A 17,222-nucleotide genomic window follows, 5' to 3' on the forward strand; every position below is an offset into this window, starting at 1 on the left:
CGTCAAATATTCAATAGCTTAAAAGCCATACGCGATTCCCCTGCCCTCAAGGGGGAGATTATAGGGAGCAAGCGGCGCGTCACGCGCCAAGAAGGAAAACCGACTATGGAACAGACGCTTGCGAAAAAGCCCACCCACATCACCCTGCCGGTGACGGGCATGACCTGCGCGTCTTGTGTGCGCAGCGTCGAGCGGGTCGTGGGCCGGGTGGAGGGCGTTTCGGCGGTCTCCGTCAATCTCGCCACCGAGACGGCCGATGTCACGCTTACCGATCCCAAGGCGGCCGGCGACGTGGTTGCGGCGATCGAAAAGGGCGGCTATGGCGTGGCGCTCGAGACCGTCGAACTCGGCATCGAAGGCATGCACTGCGCCTCCTGCGTCGGCAATGTCGAACGCGCGCTGATGGCCGTGCCCGGCGTCGTCTCGGCGCATGTCAATCTCGCCAGCGAGCGGGCGACCATTGAGGCCGCGGCGGACACCTCCGCCCTGATGGCCGCCGTCGAGGCGGCTGGCTATACGCCGCGTCGCATCACGGATTCCACGGCGGAAACCGAGACCCATGCGGATATCAGGGCGAAGGAACAGGCCGCGCTGAAGCGCGATGTCCTGACAGCAGCGATCTTCACCCTGCCGCTGTTCGTGCTGGAAATGGGGTCGCACCTGTTTCCGCCGCTCGGCCATGCCTTGATGAACGCGGTCGGCGTCTTTCCCCTCCATATCCTCTACTTCGTGCTGGCGACCATCGTGGTGTTCGGCCCCGGCCGTCGCTTTATCCGTCATGGTGCGGCGTCGTTCCGGCGGCTGTCGCCGGATATGAACGCGCTGGTCATGCTCGGCTCGCTGGCCGCCTGGGGCTATTCGACGCTGGCGACCTTCGTGCCGCAGCTTTTCCCGCAAGGGGCGGCGCAGGTCTATTTCGAAAGCGCGGCCGTCATCGTCACGCTGATCCTGCTCGGTCGCTATCTGGAGGCCAAGGCCAAGGGCCGCACCTCGGCCGCGATCACCCATCTGATGGGCCTGCAGCCGAAGACGGCGCGGGTGGAGCGCGATGGCGAAACCGTCGATATCCCGATCGCCGATGTGAAGCAGGGCGATATCGTTGTCGTCCGTCCGGGCGAGCGGATCGCGGTCGACGGCGCGGTTGTCTCCGGCGCGTCGCATGTCGATGAATCGATGATCTCCGGCGAACCCGTGCCGGTGAAGAAGGCCGAGGGCGATGCCGTCACCGGCGGCACGATCAACAAGACCGGCTCCTTCACCTTCCGCGCCACCGCCATCGGGGCCGATACCGTGCTGGCGCGCATCGTGAAAATGGTCGAAACCGCGCAGGGCGCGAAGCTCCCGGTTCAGGCCATGGTCGACAGGGTCACCGCCTGGTTCGTGCCGGCGGTGCTGGCGGCTGCCGCGCTGACCTTTGTGATATGGCTGGTTTTCGGGCCGTCGCCGGCGCTCTCCTTCGCGCTGGTCAACGCGGTGGCGGTGCTGATCATCGCCTGCCCCTGCGCCATGGGGCTCGCCACGCCGACCTCAATCATGGTTGGCACCGGCAGGGCGGCCGAAACCGGCGTGCTGTTCCGCAATGGCGAGGCGCTGCAGACCCTGCGCGACACAAAAATCGTCGCCTTCGACAAGACCGGAACCCTGACCGAGGGCCGTCCGCAGGTGACCGATATCTATACCGTCGGCGGCTTCGAGGACGATGCGCTGCTGGCGCTCGCCGCCGCGGTCGAGGCAGGTTCGGAACACCCGCTTGCCGAAGCCGTCGCCGCCGGCGCGCGGGAGCGGAAACTGGCTGTGGAGAAGGCGGAGAATTTCGAGGCCGTGCCGGGCTATGGCGTAAAAGCATTGGTCGGCGGCAGGTCCGTCGCCGTGGGCGCGCGCCGGTTCATGGAAAAGCTTGTCGTCGATACCGCAGGCCTTGATGACGAGGCCGAACGGCTGGCGGCAAAGGCTCGATCTCTGCTTTTCATCGCGGTCGACGGTCGCCCCGCCGGCGTCATCGGCGTTGCCGACCCGGTCAAACCCTCGGCCAAGGCCGCAATCGCGGCGCTGCACGAGGCCGGCGTGAAAACGGCGATGATTACCGGCGACAACGAAAAGACCGGCCGGGCGATCGCCGCCGAGGTCGGGATCGACACCGTGGTTGCCGATGTCCTGCCGGACGGCAAGGTCTCGGCGCTCGAGAAGCTGCGGACCGCCCACGGCGCGATCGCCTTTGCCGGCGACGGCATCAATGACGCGCCGGCGCTCGCCGCCGCCGATACCGGCATTGCCATCGGCACGGGCACCGATATCGCCATTGAAACGGCGGATGTCGTGCTGATGTCGGGCGATCTCGCCGGCGTGGTCAACGCCATCGCGCTGTCGCGGGCGGTGATGCGCAATATCGCAGAAAACCTGTTCTGGGCCTTCGCCTACAATGTTGTCCTGATCCCGGTTGCGGCCGGCGCCCTCTATCCCGCAACCGGCATTCTGCTGTCGCCGATGCTGGCAGCGGCGGCGATGGGGCTGTCAAGCGTGTTTGTGTTGAGCAATGCGCTGCGGCTGAAGCGGTTTCGGAAGGTGGCCTAGCTGCGCGTTTCAGCGCGTGGCGATCATCGTCACAGGGATAGGCGCTTGCAGCTTGCTCCCTATATTCTCTCCCGCTGGCGGGAGAGATGCCCCGAAAGGGGCAGTGAGGGTGGCGCGGCATTTCCAATTGCGAGAGCGTTCGCGTGGATGGTCTCCCCCCCTCACTGTCGCTGTCGCGACATCTCTTCCCTCCGGGGCGAGAAGATTGGGGGGCTATGCGGAGAGATCATAAGCGAAACCTCGCTTATGATCCGTCCTACTTCGCCGGCCTCAAATACGAAGTCGGGTTGCCGTAAAAGGGCGCGATGCGGGTGATGGCGTGGTCGAGGTTTTCGCGGGTCACGCGCATGGTGGCGCCATTGGCGTGGATCAGGGTCTTGGGATCTTCCATCAGCCCGACATGGCCTTTCCAGAATACCAGATCGCCGCGTTTCAGGCCGCGCCGGGTCACCGGGTCGCCATCCATCAGTTCCTGCATGTCGGAATCGCGCGGCACTGTGCGCCCGGCCATCATCATCGCGATCTGCACCAGCGCCGAGCAATCAAGCCCGAAACCGGAGCGCCCGCCCCACAGATAGGGCGTCTCCAGGAAGCGCAGCGCCGTCTTCACCGGGTCGCGCTCGAACGGGCGGCCGATCGGAAAGCAATGGTCGGCGAACACGGCGGTGCCGTCCGCTGACAGGAGATAACGGCTGCCGCGCAGCTCCGCCTCGTCCACGAAACTTATCCGGCTGCCCATGGAAAGCGCGGAGACCGGGCCGGTCTTCAGGTCCGGCTCGGGATAGAGAAAGGTCCGGGGCACGGAGATCACATGGGTCGCCGCCGGATGGGCGCCCTCGGCCACCATATCTTCCGGCAGATAGCCGACATAGCAGTCGAAGCGGGACTGCACCCACAGCCAGCCCTTGGCGCGCTCGAATATGTCGACCGTCTCGCCGAACAGAAGCTGGGTGTCGACCCCGGCCGCATGGTTCGGCTCGCGCCGCACCGAGGCGACCGGGACGATGATCTGAGCCGGGGTCGGATCGGAAAACCGCGCCGCGCGGACGATGCCGGAAAGCCGGACATCGGCGAGATCATCCCTGAAAGCGTGAAGCCGGCGGTCAAGTTGCATGCGTCAGCCCTTGCGGATGGTTTCGAAAATGGCGCGGATCGCCTGGGCCTCGCCACCGGCGGGACAGATATCGCGGTCGGCCTGGGCAAAGGCGTAGATGTCGAAATGCGCCCATGATTTCGCGCGGCCGACGAATTGCTTGAGAAACAGCGCCGCGGTGATCGCGCCTGCCAGCCCGCCAGAGGGCGCGTTGGTGAGGTCGGCGATACCGGTTTTCAGCTTGGCCTCGTAGCCGGCAAAAAGCGGCATCCGCCACACCGGGTCGCGCAGCCGCTCGCCTTCGGATGCAAGCGTTTCGGCGAAGGCGTCGGATGTGGCGAAGAACGGCGCGATATCGGGGCCGAGCGCGACGCGCGCAGCCCCCGTCAGCGTCGCCATATCGATCAGCAGGTCGGGCAGTTCCTCGTCGGCATAGGTCAGCGCGTCGGCGAGGATCAGGCGGCCCTCGGCGTCGGTATTGTCGATCTGCACCGTCAGACCCTTGCGCGAACGATAGATGTCGCCCGGGCGGAAAGCGTTGCCGGCCACGGCGTTTTCGACGCTCGGGATGATCACGCGAAGATCGACGTCGAGCCCGGCATCCATGATCATCAGCGCCAGCGCCATCACATTGGCCGCCCCGCCCATATCCTTCTTCATCAGCAGCATGCCGGCTGCGGTCTTGAGATCGAGCCCGCCCGTGTCGAAGCAGACGCCCTTGCCGACGAGGGTGATGGCCCGCGCGCCCTTGCGGCCCCAGCGCATTTCCATCAGCCGCGGCGCCTTCTCGCCGGCGCGGCCGACGGCGTGGACCAGCGGAAAGCCGGCGGTGAGCAGATCGTCGCCGCGGATCGCGTTGAAGCTGGCGTCATAATGATGAGCAAGCCCGGAGAACACCTCTTCCAGATGGTCGGGCTGCATGTCGTTGGCGGGCGTGTTGACGAGGTCGCGGGCAAGACAGATCGCCGCCCATGCGCGCTCGATTTCCACTGCGTCGACGCCGTCGGGGATCGCCAGCCGCACGACCTTGGCTGCGGGCTTCACATAGCGCTCGAAGCGGTAGGAACCGGCCGCGAAGCCCGTCAGCGCGAGCGTCGCATCGCCGGAATATTGCGCCAGACGCCAGTCTCCCGCCGGCAGCAGTTTCGTCAGTCGGCCGAAGACGAAGGGGTTTGCGCCATTGCCGAGGCCGAACAGCGCCGCGCCGAGGCCGCCATCGCCGCCGGGAACCAGCAGGAACTCTCCCTCGTTTCCCGCAAAGCCGGCGGCGCTCGCAAAGGCGCGGACGCTTTCCGGCAATTTGTCCGTTTCGCCCTGGGCGAGCGCGTAGAGCGGCCGGGCGGGCGCATCGGCGGGACAGAAGGGGAGCGGGCGGGTGATATACTGGAAATGCGACATGTGGCTTTGCTCGGAACTGGTTTTCCCGCGTACTTTCGCGCGAAAAAACTTTCTGTAAAGTAACCAAAGGCGGTGGACGGTGATTCCATACGCCGATCGAGGCGCTGAGAACAGACGGAGATTGCATGAAAACGAACAATCCCACCGGCCATGCATCGCGTGCGGCGATATTGCTCGCCGCCGGCCTTGTTGCCCTGTCGGGTTGTGCCAGCGTGCGCGGCGGCGGCATCAGCACTTCCGGCTACCGCATGGCGGAAGACTTCGCCGGGCTTTCGCTGTCGCAGCAGGCGCAGGTCAGCTATCGGCTTGAAAGCGCCTATCTTGCCCGTCCCGGCCGGCTGAACAGCGGCATCGAATATTCGGAATATCTCAAGGCGACCGGCGACTATAAAAAGGCCAATGAGGTGATGCGCCAGGTGGCCGCTCTCAACCCGGGTTCCGGCGAGGCGCAGCTTTTTTACGCCAGGTCCCAGGCGGCGCTCGGCTATTATCCGGATGCGCTCAGAACCGTGCGGCAGGCCGCAAGCCTCAGCCCCAACGACTGGCGCGTTTACAATGAAGAGGGCACGATCCTCGATCAGATGGGCCAGCCGATGGAAGCGCGGATGCGCTATCGCAAGGCGCTCAGCCTGTCGCCGAACAATCCCGACGTGCTGTCGGCAATGGCGACCTCCTATGTGCTGACGCATGACCTGCCGACGGCGGAGAACTACCTGCGCGACGCGGTGGATCAGCGCGATGCCGGCTCCGATGCCCGGGTCAATCTCGGCCTGGTTCTGGCGCTGCAGGGCAAGCAGGAAGAGGCTCAGCGTGTGGTCACCGCCGGCGTTTCGGCCGACGAGGCGCAGCAGAACCTTGCCGCGCTCGCGGCGGCAACCGCGCCGGGTGGGGCGTGGGAGCAGTATGCTGTCGGGATGTAGGAACCCTCGTCATCTTTGGCGCAAGGCTATTGTTGCCCGGTTGGGCGACGTTGCGTAGCGCGCTCCCGTCCACCTGTGTCATGCTCGTGCTTGACACGAGCATCCAGGCCACACGGAGAGCGCCGCCTGGACCCTCGGATCAAGTCCGAGGGTGACGCAGAATAGGGGGAGAGGGCTTCCCTCAAACTGAGTCGTGGGAGCGGAAAGTTATGCCCTGTATCTGCGGAAAGACATAGGAGCCAGCCATCCTCAATACGCCCGCATATCCCACAATTGCTTCAGCGACTGCCGGTAGTTCGGAAACTCGAACTCGTAGCCGAGCTTGCGCAGCTTGGCGTTGCTCACCCGCTTGTTCTCGCCCCAGAACGACCTTGCCATCGGCGTCATCTCGGCGTCCTCGAAGGGGATTTCCGGCGGCGGCTCGATGCCCATCAGCCGGGCCGCTTCGGTGATCACATCCTGCGGCGGGGCCGGCTCGTCGTCGGTGACGTTGAAGATGCCGCCGATCTCGCGCTCGGCCAGAAAGGCCACCGCATAGGCGATATCCTCCACCCGGATGCGGTTGAAGACCTGCCCCTTCTTGATCACCCGTTGCGCCGTGCCATCCATCAGCTTGCGGAACGGGTTGCGGCCGGGGCCGTAAATGCCGGAAAGCCGGAGAATGGCGACCGGAAGCCCGTGTTTCGCGCCGGTCTCCAGCCATTGCTGCTCGGCGGCCAGACGCTGTTTCGAGCGTTCCGAGGTTGGCCGGCATTCGGAGGTCTCGTCCACCCATGCGCCGTCATGATCGCCGTAGACGCCGACGGTCGAGAGATAGCAGAGCCATTGCAGGTCCGGCAGTTCGTTGTGGGCCGTGCTGCTGGCGATGTTCAGCAGGCTATCGCCCTCGGGGCCCGGCGGGATCGACTGCACCAGATGGGTGACGCAGGAAAGCTTGTGGCCGAGTGCGGGATCGATGGTCTCGCCGTCAAAGACAAAAGCCTCCATGCCGCAATGGCCGAGGTTGGCTGCCTTCTCCGCGCTGCGCGTGGTGCCGGCGACCTGGCTTGCGGAGGGAGCAAGCGCTGTGGCGATCGCCTTGCCGGAATAGCCGGCGCCGAAAATCATCAGATGCATAGCGTTTCCTCCTCGCGTTGCCATTCGTGGCGGACGGATTCATCACTCTCATGTAAGCGCGTTCTTGCCAATGCGGCAAATTCGTTTCCGGGCAGAAGCCGCGCCAGCGCCCAGACAGCCATGGCGCGCACTGCGGCGCTGTCGTCGTCGATCAGGCGGCGGCAGAGCGGAGTAAGCGTGGCGTCGCCGCTATTGCCGGCGGCGATCAGACAGTTTCGGACGAAGCGGTCGCGGCCGATCCGCTTGATCGGCGAGCCCGAGAAAAAGGCGCGGAAGGCGGCATCATCGAAACCGAGAAACTGGGACAGGCGTGGGGCCTTCAGGTCGTCGCGCGCGATCAGCTTCATCTCCGATGATTGTTCGGCAAATTTGTTCCACGGGCAGGCGGCGAGACAGTCGTCGCAGCCATAGATGCGGTTGCCCATCGCCTCGCGGAATTCCAGCGGAATGACGCCGTGATGCTCGATGGTGAGGTAGGAAATGCAGCGCCGCGCATCGAGCCGGTAGGGTGCGGGAAAGGCATTTGTCGGGCAGATATCGAGACAGGCGCGGCAGGAGCCGCAATGGTCGCGCTCGGAGGAATCGGGGGCGAGGTCCTCGGTGGTGAAGATCGAGCCCAGGAACAGCCATGAGCCGAATTGCCGGCTTACCAGATTGGTGTGTTTGCCCTGCCAGCCGATGCCCGCCTTTTCGGCAAGCGGCTTTTCCATCACCGGCGCGGTATCGACGAACACCTTGACATCGGCCCCCGAGCGGGCGGCGAACCGGCCGGCAATCTGCTTCAGCTTTCCCTTGATGACGTCGTGGTAGTCGCGGTTTCTGGCATAGACCGAGATATTGGCACGGTCTTTCTGCTTCAGAAGCGGTCGCGGATCGTCTTCCGGCCCGTAATTCATCGCCAGCATGATGACGGAGCGGGCTTCGGGCCAGAGCTTCAGCGGCGAGGACCGGCGCTCGAAGGTTTCCGCCATCCACGCCATCTCGCCGTAATGGCCCTTGGCGATCCCCTCGGCGAGCGCCTTCGCTGCTTCAGGCATGTCTTCGGCGCGCGCGATCCGGCAGGCGGAAAAGCCTTGCGAGAGGGCCTCCGCGCGCAGGAAGTGTTTCAGCTTTTCGGTACGCTCATCCATGCCACCGCCATTCACGTTGATCGCCCCTTGGACGATGCTTCCCCAAAGGTGGCGTGTTGCGGCCTAAAAATCCAGATCGGCGTAGTGAGAAACCGGCACCACGCCGCGCACCCGGTCGGCGAGCAGCGCCCGGAAGGCGGGGCGGGATTTCAGTCGCTGGTACCATTCCTTGGCGGCCGGCGTCTCGTCCCAGTTGATCTCGCCGAGATAGTCGAGCGCGGAGATCGCGCCGCCGGCGGCAAGATCGGCATAGCTCATCCGCTTGCCCGCCAGCCAGCCGCGGCTGCCGGCCAGCCAGGCGACATATTTCATATGCTGGCGGATATTGGCGCGGGCCGCACGCAGCACGCGCGAATCAGGCGCGCCGCCGCCATATTCGCTGCTCATCTGCAGCTTGTAGACCCGCTCGCGGCACAGCGGATGGGTGACGTCCTGTTCGAGCTTGAGCAAAAACCATTCTGTCAGCCGGCGGATCTCGGCGCGCTGGAACGGCTCTTCCGCCAGAAGCCGGCGCTCGCGCTGGAGCACGCCATGGGTCTCGTCCATGAATTCGGCGATCACGAACGGGCCACAAAGCGCGCGCATATTGTCATCGACATAGACGGGCAGCGTGCCGGCCGGGTTGGCCGTCAGGAAGGCCTTGCGTTTTTCCCACGGCCGTTCCTCGATCATGTCGACCTCGAAGGCATATTCGCCGATCACCAGGCGAATGAAGCGTGAGGCGGCGGACATCGGGTGGTGATAGAGCGTAGACATCTGGCTTCCGTCGCGTAGGTCACGGATCGACGCCCGGCAAGAAGCCGTGAGACGACCCGATCATGTGATTGTTTTGCCGCCCATCTAACCACCGAAGGATTAATGATGGGTGACCGTCAACCGACGGGGCTGATCACGCCGAGCGCAAGCAGGACCAGCAGGACGCCGCCGAGCACGACCCGATAATAGACGAACGGCATGTAGCTGCGGGTCGAGACCAGCCGCAGGAAGAAGACGATCACGGCATAACCGACGAAGAAGGCGATCGCGGTGGCAAGCGCCGTTGCCCCCCAGCCGACGGGGTTGTCCTCGCCGATGCTCTTGAAGAGCTGGTAGAAGCCTGAGCCGAAGACAGCCGGCACGGCGAGCAGAAACGAATAACGCGCGGCCGCCTCGCGGGTGTAGCCGAGCAGCAGTCCGGCGCTGATCGTGCCGCCGGAGCGCGACACGCCCGGTATCAGCGCCATCGCCTGGGCAAAGCCAAAGAGGATGCCGTCGCGCCATGTCAGGTTTTCCAGCCGGATGCGCTTGGCGCCGATCCGGTCGGCAATGCCCATGATGATGCCGAAAATGATCAGCATCGCGGCGGTGATGTAGAGGTTGCGCAGCGAGGTCTCGATCTCGTCCTTGAACAGAAGGCCGAGGATGACGATCGGCAGCGAGCCGATGATGATCAGCCATCCCATCCGCACGTCGGCCCTGTCGTAGCCGCCGCCGAACCGCAGATTGTGGCCGAGCCAGGCCTTTGCGATCCGCATGATATCGGACCAGAAATAGACCAGCACGGCGAGTTCTGTGCCGATCTGGGTGATGGCGGTGAACGCCGCCCCCGGGTCCGCGCCGGAGGGCAGGAACGCGCCGGCGATGCGCAGATGCGCGCTGGAGGAGATCGGAAGAAACTCCGTCAACCCTTGCAACAGGCCCAGAAAGGCGGCCTCGATCCAACCGATAGTCATGAATTTCAGCCGATCTCGAATGAATGAAGGAAACGGGCGGCGATGAAAGAAAGCCCCGGCGTCAGACCGTGGCCAGTCGTCTACTACCGGAAGACAGCGGGCTTGGAAAGAACGTAGGCTGGGAGGACGGTGGGCTTATTGCGCTCGCCGCGCACCGGGCGTAGTCTGACACCGGGACAACAGGGGACAATCATGTCGGAATCATCAAACTCAATTGTCGGCCGCGAACACCGCGAAGTCGGTTTCGTCGAGGCCTTGCAGCTCGCCTTCAAGAATTATGCGCTTTTCAGCGGACGCTCGTCGCGCGGGGCTTTCTGGTTCTGGATCCTGTGGACAATCATCATCAGCGCGGTGCTCGGCGGCGTCGATTCACTCCTGTTCGGAAAGATGGGGTATCTGCAGGGTCTCTGGAACCTGGCGACCCTTATTCCGGGCATCGCCATCGGCGCGCGTCGCCTCCATGACGTCAATCGCAGCGGCTGGTGGCAGCTTATCGGGATTACCGTGATCGGGGTTCTGGTGCTGATCTACTGGTTCATCAAGCCGGGCCAGGAACAGACAAACGATTTCGGCGCCGATGTCGAGGCAGGCCGGGCCTGACGGTACAAACGCCATCGTAATGCCGTGATACGGCCATAATTGATTTATCATTCGGTAACCCTGATGCCCGAGAATCCGCGCGAAAAGGAGAAGCCGGAATGACCAGATCACGCCCGTTTATGGCCGTACGCATCCTCTGCGCCCTGTTTGCGATCGCGCTCGCCTTCCTTGCCGGGGCGGGCTTCTCCACCGTCGCCAACGCCTATGACAGGGGAACCGTCGATCGTCAGTTCAGCCAGTGGCTGGCGACCGACATGCGCCAGGCGGCGCTGCGGTCCGGGGTGTCGGCTTCGGTCTATGACCGGGTGACGCAGGGGCTTTCGATCAACTGGTCGCTGCCGGATTTGGTGCCGCCCGGCACCAAGCCGCCGGCACAGCGGAAACAGACGCAGCCGGAATTCTCTGAGCCCGGCCCCTATTTCAGCGAGAACAATCTCAACTACCTCGCCGTCAAGGGACGCCAGCTCTACAACCAGTACAAGCCGGTGCTGGACCGGATCGAGGCGCGCTACGGCGTGCCGGGGCGGATCGTGCTTGCGATCTGGGGCCGCGAAATGGGCTATGGCGCAGCGGAGGAAAAATACGACATTCTCCAAGTGCTCGGCACCAAGGCGTTCATGACCGGCTCGCGCCAGCAGATGTTCCAGCGCGAATTCATCGCCGCGCTGCAGATCATCCAGAGCGGCGCTGCCCCGCTCGACAAGCGCAAGGCCTCCTGGGCCGGCGCCTTCGGCCAACCGCAGCTTATGCCGTCCAATTTCATGAACTACGCCGTTGATTTCGACGGTGACGGCGTCATCGACGTCTGGGACTCAGTGCCCGATTCGCTCGCCACCATCGCCAAGCATCTGGCAAGCGACGGCTGGGAGCGCGGGCGCGACTGGGGCTATGAGGCGGTGATCCCGGACAATGTCTCCTGCGCCCAGGAAGGGCCCGACAATGCACGGGCGATTTCCCAGTGGACCAAGCAGGGAATCACGCGGGTCAACGGCAAGGCCTTTCCCGCCGACGAGATGCGCAAGCCCGGCATGATGCTGGTGCCGCAGGGCCGCTACGGGCCGGAATTCATCGTCACGCCGAATTTCTACGTGCTCAAGGAATACAACAACTCCGACCTTTACGCCCTGTTCGTCGGCAATCTTGCCGATCGGATCCAGTACGGCATGGGCGCCTTCGTCCAGCCCTGGCAGCGCACCGGCACGCTTCTGCGCTCCGACGTCGCCGCCATGCAGCGCAAGCTCGAGGGCATGGGCTACGACGTCGGCGGCGCGGACGGCCTCGTCGGCTTCAAGACCCGCCGCTCGATCGGCGACTGGCAGATGCGCAACCGTGTAAACCAGACCTGCTGGCCGACGCCTGCGCTGAAGAACGAGTTGCTGCGGTAGGCGTGGGGACCATTGGGCTTCGTCCTGTGCTGCAGACGTTGCCTGACCCTTGCCGCATAGCCCCCAATCAATCTCCCCCCTTGAGGGGGAGATGTCGCGAAAGCGACAGAGAGGGGTACAGGGCATAAGCCGCAAATGCCGAGCTCTCCGACAGGGTTCACCCCTCTCTGCCCCTGTCGGGGCATCTCTCCCTCAAGGGGAGAGATTCTGGGCTGCGAGGTCTTCGGATCAAACCAAAGCTGAACGGCACTGATGGAGAAGGCCGCCCGCAACGCCCTTCAATGATGGTGGTGGGGCACGTCGTGGGGGCGGTTGAAGATCGTGTCGCGCGGCGGGATGGCCTGGCGTTCGATCATCCGCCTCACGCGCGGCATGCCGTCTTCCTGATGCAGTTCGCGCAACCGGTCGAAATTGTCGGCATCGGCCTGGGTGCGGCGCTGGTTGTGGCGCACGTAATCGACCCAGGTTGGTGCGTGATAGGTCTCGAACCAGACATCGGGCTCCTCGATATCGCGCATCAGCGCCCATTTGCGCGCGCCATCGCGCAGCCGGATGCGGCGGCGCTCGACCATCAGCCGCAGGAATTCCTGGGTATCTTCAGCCGCGATCACGAAACGAGTCTCGACCACGATCGGGCCGGAACGCGCGACGAGGCCGAGGGCGGGCTCCGGCGTGCGGAAACGGTTGAGGGGGTCGAGATTCAGGCTTTCGAAGGCCGGCATCTTGAACACGAAGCCGGCTGCCGCGCCGAAGGCCGCAACGCCCGCCGCGGCCAGAAAGGCGTGGGTAATGGTGAGGTTTTCGGCGACAAAGCCCCACAGCCAGCTGCCGCTTGCCATGCCCCCGAAGGCAGCCGTCTGGTAAAGCGACAGCGTCCGGCCGACCACCCAGCGCGGCGTCGTGAGCTGCACCACCGTGTTGAACAGCGAAAGCGCCATCACCCAGCAAGCGCCGGCTGCGAAAAGCGCCAGACAGTCGATGATCAGCGAGGTCGAAAGCGACATGACCACCGCGCTTGCGCCAAACAGCAGGAAGGCGGCGCGGATGATCGCCTCGTTGGACAATGCGGCTCTGATCCTGGCATTGGCGAAGGCCCCGCCGATCGCGCCGATGCCAAACGCGCCGAGCATGATGCCGAAGGTCTGCGGCCCGCCGGCGATCACGTCGCGCGCCACCAGCGGCAGCAGTGCCAGGGCGGCAACCGTGGCCAGGCCGAACAGGAAGGCGCGCAGCAACACCTTGAGGATGTTGGGCGACATCAGGACATAGCGTAGTCCGGCGCCGATTGCGGTGGTCATCTTCTCGCGCGGCAGCGCGGTTTCCGGCGGTGTGAACTTCCAGCGGAAGATCACCGTCAGCAGGCCGAGATAGCTCAGCGCGTTGACGATGAATGCCGCCGCCGCCCCGCCGATGGCGACGATGGTGCCGCCGACGGCCGGACCGACGCTGCGGGTGATGTTGAAACCCACGGAATTGAGCGTGACCGCCCCGGGGACGTCGGCACGCGGCACCATATCGCCAACGGCGGCCTGCCAGGACGGATTGTTGAGCGCATTGCCGCTGCCGATGAGAAAGGTGAAGGCGAGCAGCATCCACGGTGTAATCACGCCGGCAATCGCCGCAAGCGCCAGCGCCAGGGAGACGACGAACATGAAGCCCTGTGCGGCGAGTATAACCCGCCGGCGATTGTAACTGTCGGCAACCGCGCCGGCGACGAGCGCAAACAGCATCACCGGCAGCGTGGTCGAGGCCTGAACCAGCGCCACCATGCTTTCGGAATTCGAAATCGAGGTCATCATCCAGGCGGCGCCGACGCTCTGGATATTGGTGCCGAGATTGGAGGCGATCGAGGCAAACCAGATATTGCGGAAGGTGGTATGCGCAAACGGGGCGAAAAGCGAGGGTGTCGCCTTGTTCATTTGGTATCGTTCCTCCGGCATTTTGTTGTTTGCGCAAGGGCAGGGCGGGGCGGATGCGATATTGGGATCGATCCGGCTTCTCCCGAACCACAAGTATAGGACCGAAATCAGGCGGTTGCCTATATCCCCCGCGCTCGGTTCCATGGCCGCAACGCTATTAAACTTGCAATTTTTCCTTCAAGGGATTATCTAGGGCTCAAATTCTTGATCGTCAGATGAAGAGTGGGGCCGCACGGACCCGCTCTTTTTTGTTTGGCGCGGCCGCCAGGCGCCGGGAGCCTGATGGGGCAGATTTGAGGAACATGGCTGACAAGGTGAGAGAAGAACGGCTAATTATCGAAACCGGCGTCGAGAAGCGGATTGCTGACATGCTCGAACCGGTTCTGGAGGATATCGGTTTCAAGCTGGTGCGGGTCAGTCTCTCCGGCCAGAACGGGCTGACGCTACAGATCATGGCCGAGCGATTCGACGGCACGATGACGGTCGAGGACTGCGAGGAAGTGTCCAAGGCGGTCTCGCCGGTGCTCGACGTCGAAGACCCGATCGACCGCGCCTATCACCTGGAAATCTCCTCGCCGGGCATCGACCGGCCGATGGTGCGCAAATCCGATTTCTACCGCTGGAAGGGCCACCTGCTGAAATGCGAGACCTCGGTGCTCATCGGCGAGCGCAAACGGTTTCGCGGCCGCATCGTCGAGGCCGATAATGACGGCTTCACGCTTTTGCGCGACGGCGTCGCCTATGGCGAGCCGAGCGAGGTGACGATCCCGTTTTCGGCGCTTTCCGATGCCAAGCTGATCCTGACGGACGAATTGATCCGGGAGGCGCTGCGCGCCGACAAGCTGGCCAAGGAAAAGGCCGCCAACGAAAACGACGAGGATGACGGCGTCGACGACACCGAAGAGAATTGAACCGCTTGACCGCTGCTTCTAACGCGCGGGCGTGACGATAATTTCGCGAAGCCTTGAGGCTCGCAGACAAGAATGGAGACAGGAACATGGCAGTAAGTGCGAACCGGCTGGAGCTGTTGCAGATCGCCGACGCGGTGGCGCGGGAAAAATCGATCGATCGCGAGATCGTCCTGACCGCCATGGCCGACGCGATCCAGAAGGCGGCCAAGTCGCGTTACGGATCGGAAACCAATATCCGCGCCGACATCAATCCCAAGACCGGCGAAATTCACCTGCAGCGTTTGCTCGAAGTGGTCGAGGAAGCCGAAGACTACAGCACCCAGATCCCGCTGGCACTGGCGCTGGACCGCAACCCGGAAGCCAAGCTCGGCGATTTCATCGCCGATCCGCTGCCGCCGATGGATTTCGGCCGCATCGCCGCCCAGTCGGCCAAGCAGGTCATCGTCCAGAAGGTGCGCGAGGCCGAGCGCGACCGCCAGTATGACGAATACAAGGATCGCATCGGCGAGATCGTCAACGGCACGGTCAAGCGCGTCGAATACGGCAACGTCATTGTCGATCTCGGCCGCGGCGAAGCGATTATCCGTCGCGACGAGATGATCCCGCGCGAGGTTCCGCGCTATGGCGACCGCATCCGCGCCTATGTCTACGATGTGCGCCGCGAACAGCGCGGTCCGCAGATTTTCCTGTCGCGCACCCATCCGCAGTTCATGGTCAAGCTCTTCGCCATGGAAGTGCCGGAAATCTACGACGGCATCATCACCATCAAGTCGGTCGCCCGCGACCCCGGTTCGCGCGCCAAGATCGCCGTGATCTCGTCCGATTCGTCGATCGATCCGGTCGGCGCCTGCGTCGGCATGCGCGGTAGCCGCGTCCAGGCCGTCGTCGGCGAGCTTCAGGGCGAGAAGATCGACATCATTCCGTGGTCGGAAGACCCGGCCTCCTTCATCGTCAACGCGCTGCAGCCGGCCGAAGTCGCCAAGGTGGTGCTGGACGAGGATGCCGAGCGCATCGACGTCGTGGTGCCGGACGACCAGCTTTCGCTGGCGATCGGCCGTCGCGGCCAGAATGTCCGTCTCGCCTCGCAGCTCACCGGCTGGGACATCGACATCATGACGGAGAACGAGGAATCGGAGCGCCGCCAGAAGGAATTCAACGAACGTTCGCAGCTGTTCATGGATGCGCTCGACGTCGACGAGATGGTCGGCCAGGTGCTGGCCTCGGAAGGCTTCGCGGCCATCGAGGAACTCGCCTATGTCGATCTCGACGAAATTTCCTCGATCGAGGGCTTCGACGAGGAAACCGCCCAGGAAATCCAGATGCGCGCTCGCGAGCATCTTGAGCGGCTCGAGGCCGAGCTTGACGAGAAGCGTCGCGAACTGGGCGTTTCCGACGATCTGCGGCAGATCGACGGTATGACGCTGGCGATGATGGTGGCACTCGGCGAGGACGACATCAAGACGATGGAAGACTTCGCCGGCTGCGCCGCCGACGACCTGATCGGCTGGACCGAGCGTCAGAACGGCCAGACCAAGCGTTTCGACGGCACGCTGTCGTCCTTCGCGCTGTCGCGCGTCGAGGCGGAAAACATGATCATGCAGGCGCGTCTCGCCGCAGGCTGGATCACCGAGGAAGACCTCGCCGCCGACCTTCCGGAAGAAGAGGAAGTCGAGGGCGAGGGTGCCGAGGCGCCTGCGGATGACGATCTGAGCGGCGTATTCTCGAAGTCGTGACCTCGCCCCGCAAAGCGGTCGAGGCTGAGGCGATGAGCGAGCGCACCTGCATCGTGACCCGCAAGGCCGGCGATCCGGATGAGCTCATCCGGTTTGTCGCCGGTCCCGACGGTCAGGTCGTGCCGGACCTCAAGCGCGAACTCCCCGGCCGCGGCTGCTGGGTGGTCGCGGAACGCTGGGCCGTCGACAAGGCGGCTGCCAAGGGCCTGTTTTCCCGGGCGCTGAAACAGAAGGTCCAGGCCGCCGACGATCTCGGCGCGATGGTTGACATGTTGATGGCGCGCCAGTTGGCGGGTATGATCAATATGGCGATCAAGGCGGGGGAATTCGTGACGGGCTCCGCCAAGGTCGATCTTGCGATCAGAAGCGGCGCGGCGATTGCGGTGTTTCATTCCGCCGATGCAGCGCCGGATGGCGTCCGCAAGCTCGATCAGGCCCGCACAGCCTTCATGCATCAAAGCGAGGCGGATGCGCCGCTACCGGCGCTCAGACCCTTCAATGCGGCGGAAATCGGCCCTCTTTTGCATGAGAATGCGTTTAAACACGCCGCAGTGCTTGCGGGAAAGGCCGGTGAGGGTGTAGTGAAGCGCGCAATGATACTTCAAAGGTACCGCGCAGATGCCGGAACCGAAGGAAAAGCCGCGATGACGAACACATGACGACGTCACGGAAGTTGGCCGGACGCCAGAATATGAATTTTTAGGGCGGGCATACTGTCTCCGATCGGAGGCGGT

General features: G+C 63.9%; 14 protein-coding genes. 7 read left to right on the forward strand and 7 right to left on the reverse strand.

The features are described from left to right. The first annotated feature begins 105 nt into the window (after positions 1 to 105). Positions 106 to 2,571: a heavy metal translocating P-type ATPase gene (locus tag V6766_RS21845; protein WP_448470155.1), complete on the forward strand. Its 2,466-nt coding sequence runs from the start codon at positions 106 to 108 to the stop codon at positions 2,569 to 2,571. A 256-nt stretch (positions 2,572 to 2,827) separates the two neighbouring features. Here the strand turns inward: V6766_RS21845 and V6766_RS21850 are convergent, their stop codons facing one another. Both V6766_RS21850 and V6766_RS21855 read right to left on the reverse strand, forming a co-directional pair. Beyond that, positions 2,828 to 3,685, reverse strand: a complete 858-nt coding sequence (locus tag V6766_RS21850; RefSeq protein ID WP_448470157.1) for a C40 family peptidase — start codon at positions 3,683 to 3,685, stop codon at positions 2,828 to 2,830. A 3-nt stretch (positions 3,686 to 3,688) separates the two neighbouring features. Then, entirely contained in the window at positions 3,689 to 5,062 is a 1,374-nt protein-coding gene (locus V6766_RS21855; protein WP_448470159.1) for a leucyl aminopeptidase family protein, read from the reverse strand. A 125-nt stretch (positions 5,063 to 5,187) separates the two neighbouring features. Here V6766_RS21855 and V6766_RS21860 point away from each other — a divergent pair, with 125 nt between their 5' ends. Further along, positions 5,188 to 5,982, forward strand: a complete 795-nt coding sequence (locus tag V6766_RS21860; protein ID WP_448470161.1) for a tetratricopeptide repeat protein — start codon at positions 5,188 to 5,190, stop codon at positions 5,980 to 5,982. A gap of 249 nt (positions 5,983 to 6,231) precedes the next feature. On the opposite strand, the gene V6766_RS21865 is transcribed toward V6766_RS21860, so the two are convergent. The 4 genes from V6766_RS21865 to V6766_RS21880 all read right to left on the reverse strand — a co-directional run bounded on the left by V6766_RS21865 (position 6,232) and on the right by V6766_RS21880 (position 9,940). Continuing rightward, positions 6,232 to 7,098 carry an SDR family oxidoreductase gene (locus tag V6766_RS21865; protein ID WP_448470163.1) on the reverse strand — a complete coding sequence of 289 codons (867 nt, stop codon included), beginning with the start codon at positions 7,096 to 7,098 and terminating at the stop codon, positions 6,232 to 6,234. Continuing rightward, complete coding sequence (gene queG / locus V6766_RS21870; protein WP_448470165.1) at positions 7,089 to 8,228, reverse strand: tRNA epoxyqueuosine(34) reductase QueG; 1,140 nt, start codon at positions 8,226 to 8,228, stop codon at positions 7,089 to 7,091. Before queG ends, V6766_RS21865 begins: the two co-directional genes overlap by 10 nt. 63 nt (positions 8,229 to 8,291) lie before the next feature. Further along, the gene (locus V6766_RS21875) at positions 8,292 to 8,984 is read right to left on the reverse strand and encodes a glutathione S-transferase family protein (protein ID WP_448427080.1); all 693 of its coding nucleotides are present in this window, start codon (positions 8,982 to 8,984) and stop codon (positions 8,292 to 8,294) included. A gap of 116 nt (positions 8,985 to 9,100) precedes the next feature. Next, a complete protein-coding gene (locus V6766_RS21880; protein ID WP_448470167.1) occupies positions 9,101 to 9,940 on the reverse strand; it encodes an undecaprenyl-diphosphate phosphatase in 840 nt (279 codons plus the stop codon). Between the two features lie 192 nt (positions 9,941 to 10,132). On the opposite strand from V6766_RS21880, the gene V6766_RS21885 reads away from it, so the two are divergent. Beyond that, on the forward strand, positions 10,133 to 10,540 hold the full coding sequence (locus tag V6766_RS21885; protein WP_448470169.1) for a DUF805 domain-containing protein: 408 nt from the start codon (positions 10,133 to 10,135) through the stop codon (positions 10,538 to 10,540). A gap of 98 nt (positions 10,541 to 10,638) precedes the next feature. Next, a complete protein-coding gene (locus V6766_RS21890) occupies positions 10,639 to 11,925 on the forward strand; it encodes a lytic murein transglycosylase (RefSeq protein ID WP_448470171.1) in 1,287 nt (428 codons plus the stop codon). Between the two features lie 278 nt (positions 11,926 to 12,203). Here the strand turns inward: V6766_RS21890 and V6766_RS21895 are convergent, their stop codons facing one another. Beyond that, positions 12,204 to 13,844 carry an MFS transporter gene (locus tag V6766_RS21895; protein ID WP_448470173.1) on the reverse strand — a complete coding sequence of 547 codons (1,641 nt, stop codon included), beginning with the start codon at positions 13,842 to 13,844 and terminating at the stop codon, positions 12,204 to 12,206. Between the two features lie 302 nt (positions 13,845 to 14,146). Between V6766_RS21895 and rimP the strand changes: the two genes are divergently transcribed. The 3 genes from rimP to V6766_RS21910 all read left to right on the forward strand — a co-directional run bounded on the left by rimP (position 14,147) and on the right by V6766_RS21910 (position 17,147). After that, a complete protein-coding gene (rimP, locus tag V6766_RS21900) occupies positions 14,147 to 14,755 on the forward strand; it encodes a ribosome maturation factor RimP (RefSeq protein WP_448470175.1) in 609 nt (202 codons plus the stop codon). Positions 14,756 to 14,841: 86 nt separating this feature from the next. Then, the gene (nusA, locus tag V6766_RS21905; protein ID WP_448470177.1) at positions 14,842 to 16,488 is read left to right on the forward strand and encodes a transcription termination factor NusA; all 1,647 of its coding nucleotides are present in this window, start codon (positions 14,842 to 14,844) and stop codon (positions 16,486 to 16,488) included. After that, the gene (locus V6766_RS21910; protein ID WP_448470179.1) at positions 16,485 to 17,147 is read left to right on the forward strand and encodes an RNA-binding protein; all 663 of its coding nucleotides are present in this window, start codon (positions 16,485 to 16,487) and stop codon (positions 17,145 to 17,147) included. The genes nusA and V6766_RS21910 overlap by 4 nt, the downstream gene beginning before the upstream one ends. Positions 17,148 to 17,222: the final 75 nt, after the last annotated feature.

This window comes from Martelella sp. AMO21009, assembly GCF_053484295.1.

Excerpts from the sequence above, each read along its gene's own strand:
- V6766_RS21845 (WP_448470155.1), top strand. The coding sequence starts at position 106 with ATGGAACAGACGCTTGCGAAAAAGCCCACCCACATCACCCTGCCGGTG.
- V6766_RS21850 (WP_448470157.1), bottom strand. The coding sequence starts at position 3,685 with ATGCAACTTGACCGCCGGCTTCACGCTTTCAGGGATGATCTCGCCGAT.
- V6766_RS21855 (WP_448470159.1), bottom strand. The coding sequence starts at position 5,062 with ATGTCGCATTTCCAGTATATCACCCGCCCGCTCCCCTTCTGTCCCGCC.
- V6766_RS21860 (WP_448470161.1), top strand. The coding sequence starts at position 5,188 with ATGAAAACGAACAATCCCACCGGCCATGCATCGCGTGCGGCGATATTG.
- V6766_RS21865 (WP_448470163.1), bottom strand. The coding sequence starts at position 7,098 with ATGCATCTGATGATTTTCGGCGCCGGCTATTCCGGCAAGGCGATCGCC.
- queG (WP_448470165.1), bottom strand. The coding sequence starts at position 8,228 with ATGGATGAGCGTACCGAAAAGCTGAAACACTTCCTGCGCGCGGAGGCC.
- V6766_RS21875 (WP_448427080.1), bottom strand. The coding sequence starts at position 8,984 with ATGTCTACGCTCTATCACCACCCGATGTCCGCCGCCTCACGCTTCATT.
- V6766_RS21880 (WP_448470167.1), bottom strand. The coding sequence starts at position 9,940 with ATGACTATCGGTTGGATCGAGGCCGCCTTTCTGGGCCTGTTGCAAGGG.
- V6766_RS21885 (WP_448470169.1), top strand. The coding sequence starts at position 10,133 with ATGTCGGAATCATCAAACTCAATTGTCGGCCGCGAACACCGCGAAGTC.
- V6766_RS21890 (WP_448470171.1), top strand. The coding sequence starts at position 10,639 with ATGACCAGATCACGCCCGTTTATGGCCGTACGCATCCTCTGCGCCCTG.
- V6766_RS21895 (WP_448470173.1), bottom strand. The coding sequence starts at position 13,844 with ATGAACAAGGCGACACCCTCGCTTTTCGCCCCGTTTGCGCATACCACC.
- rimP (WP_448470175.1), top strand. The coding sequence starts at position 14,147 with ATGGCTGACAAGGTGAGAGAAGAACGGCTAATTATCGAAACCGGCGTC.
- nusA (WP_448470177.1), top strand. The coding sequence starts at position 14,842 with ATGGCAGTAAGTGCGAACCGGCTGGAGCTGTTGCAGATCGCCGACGCG.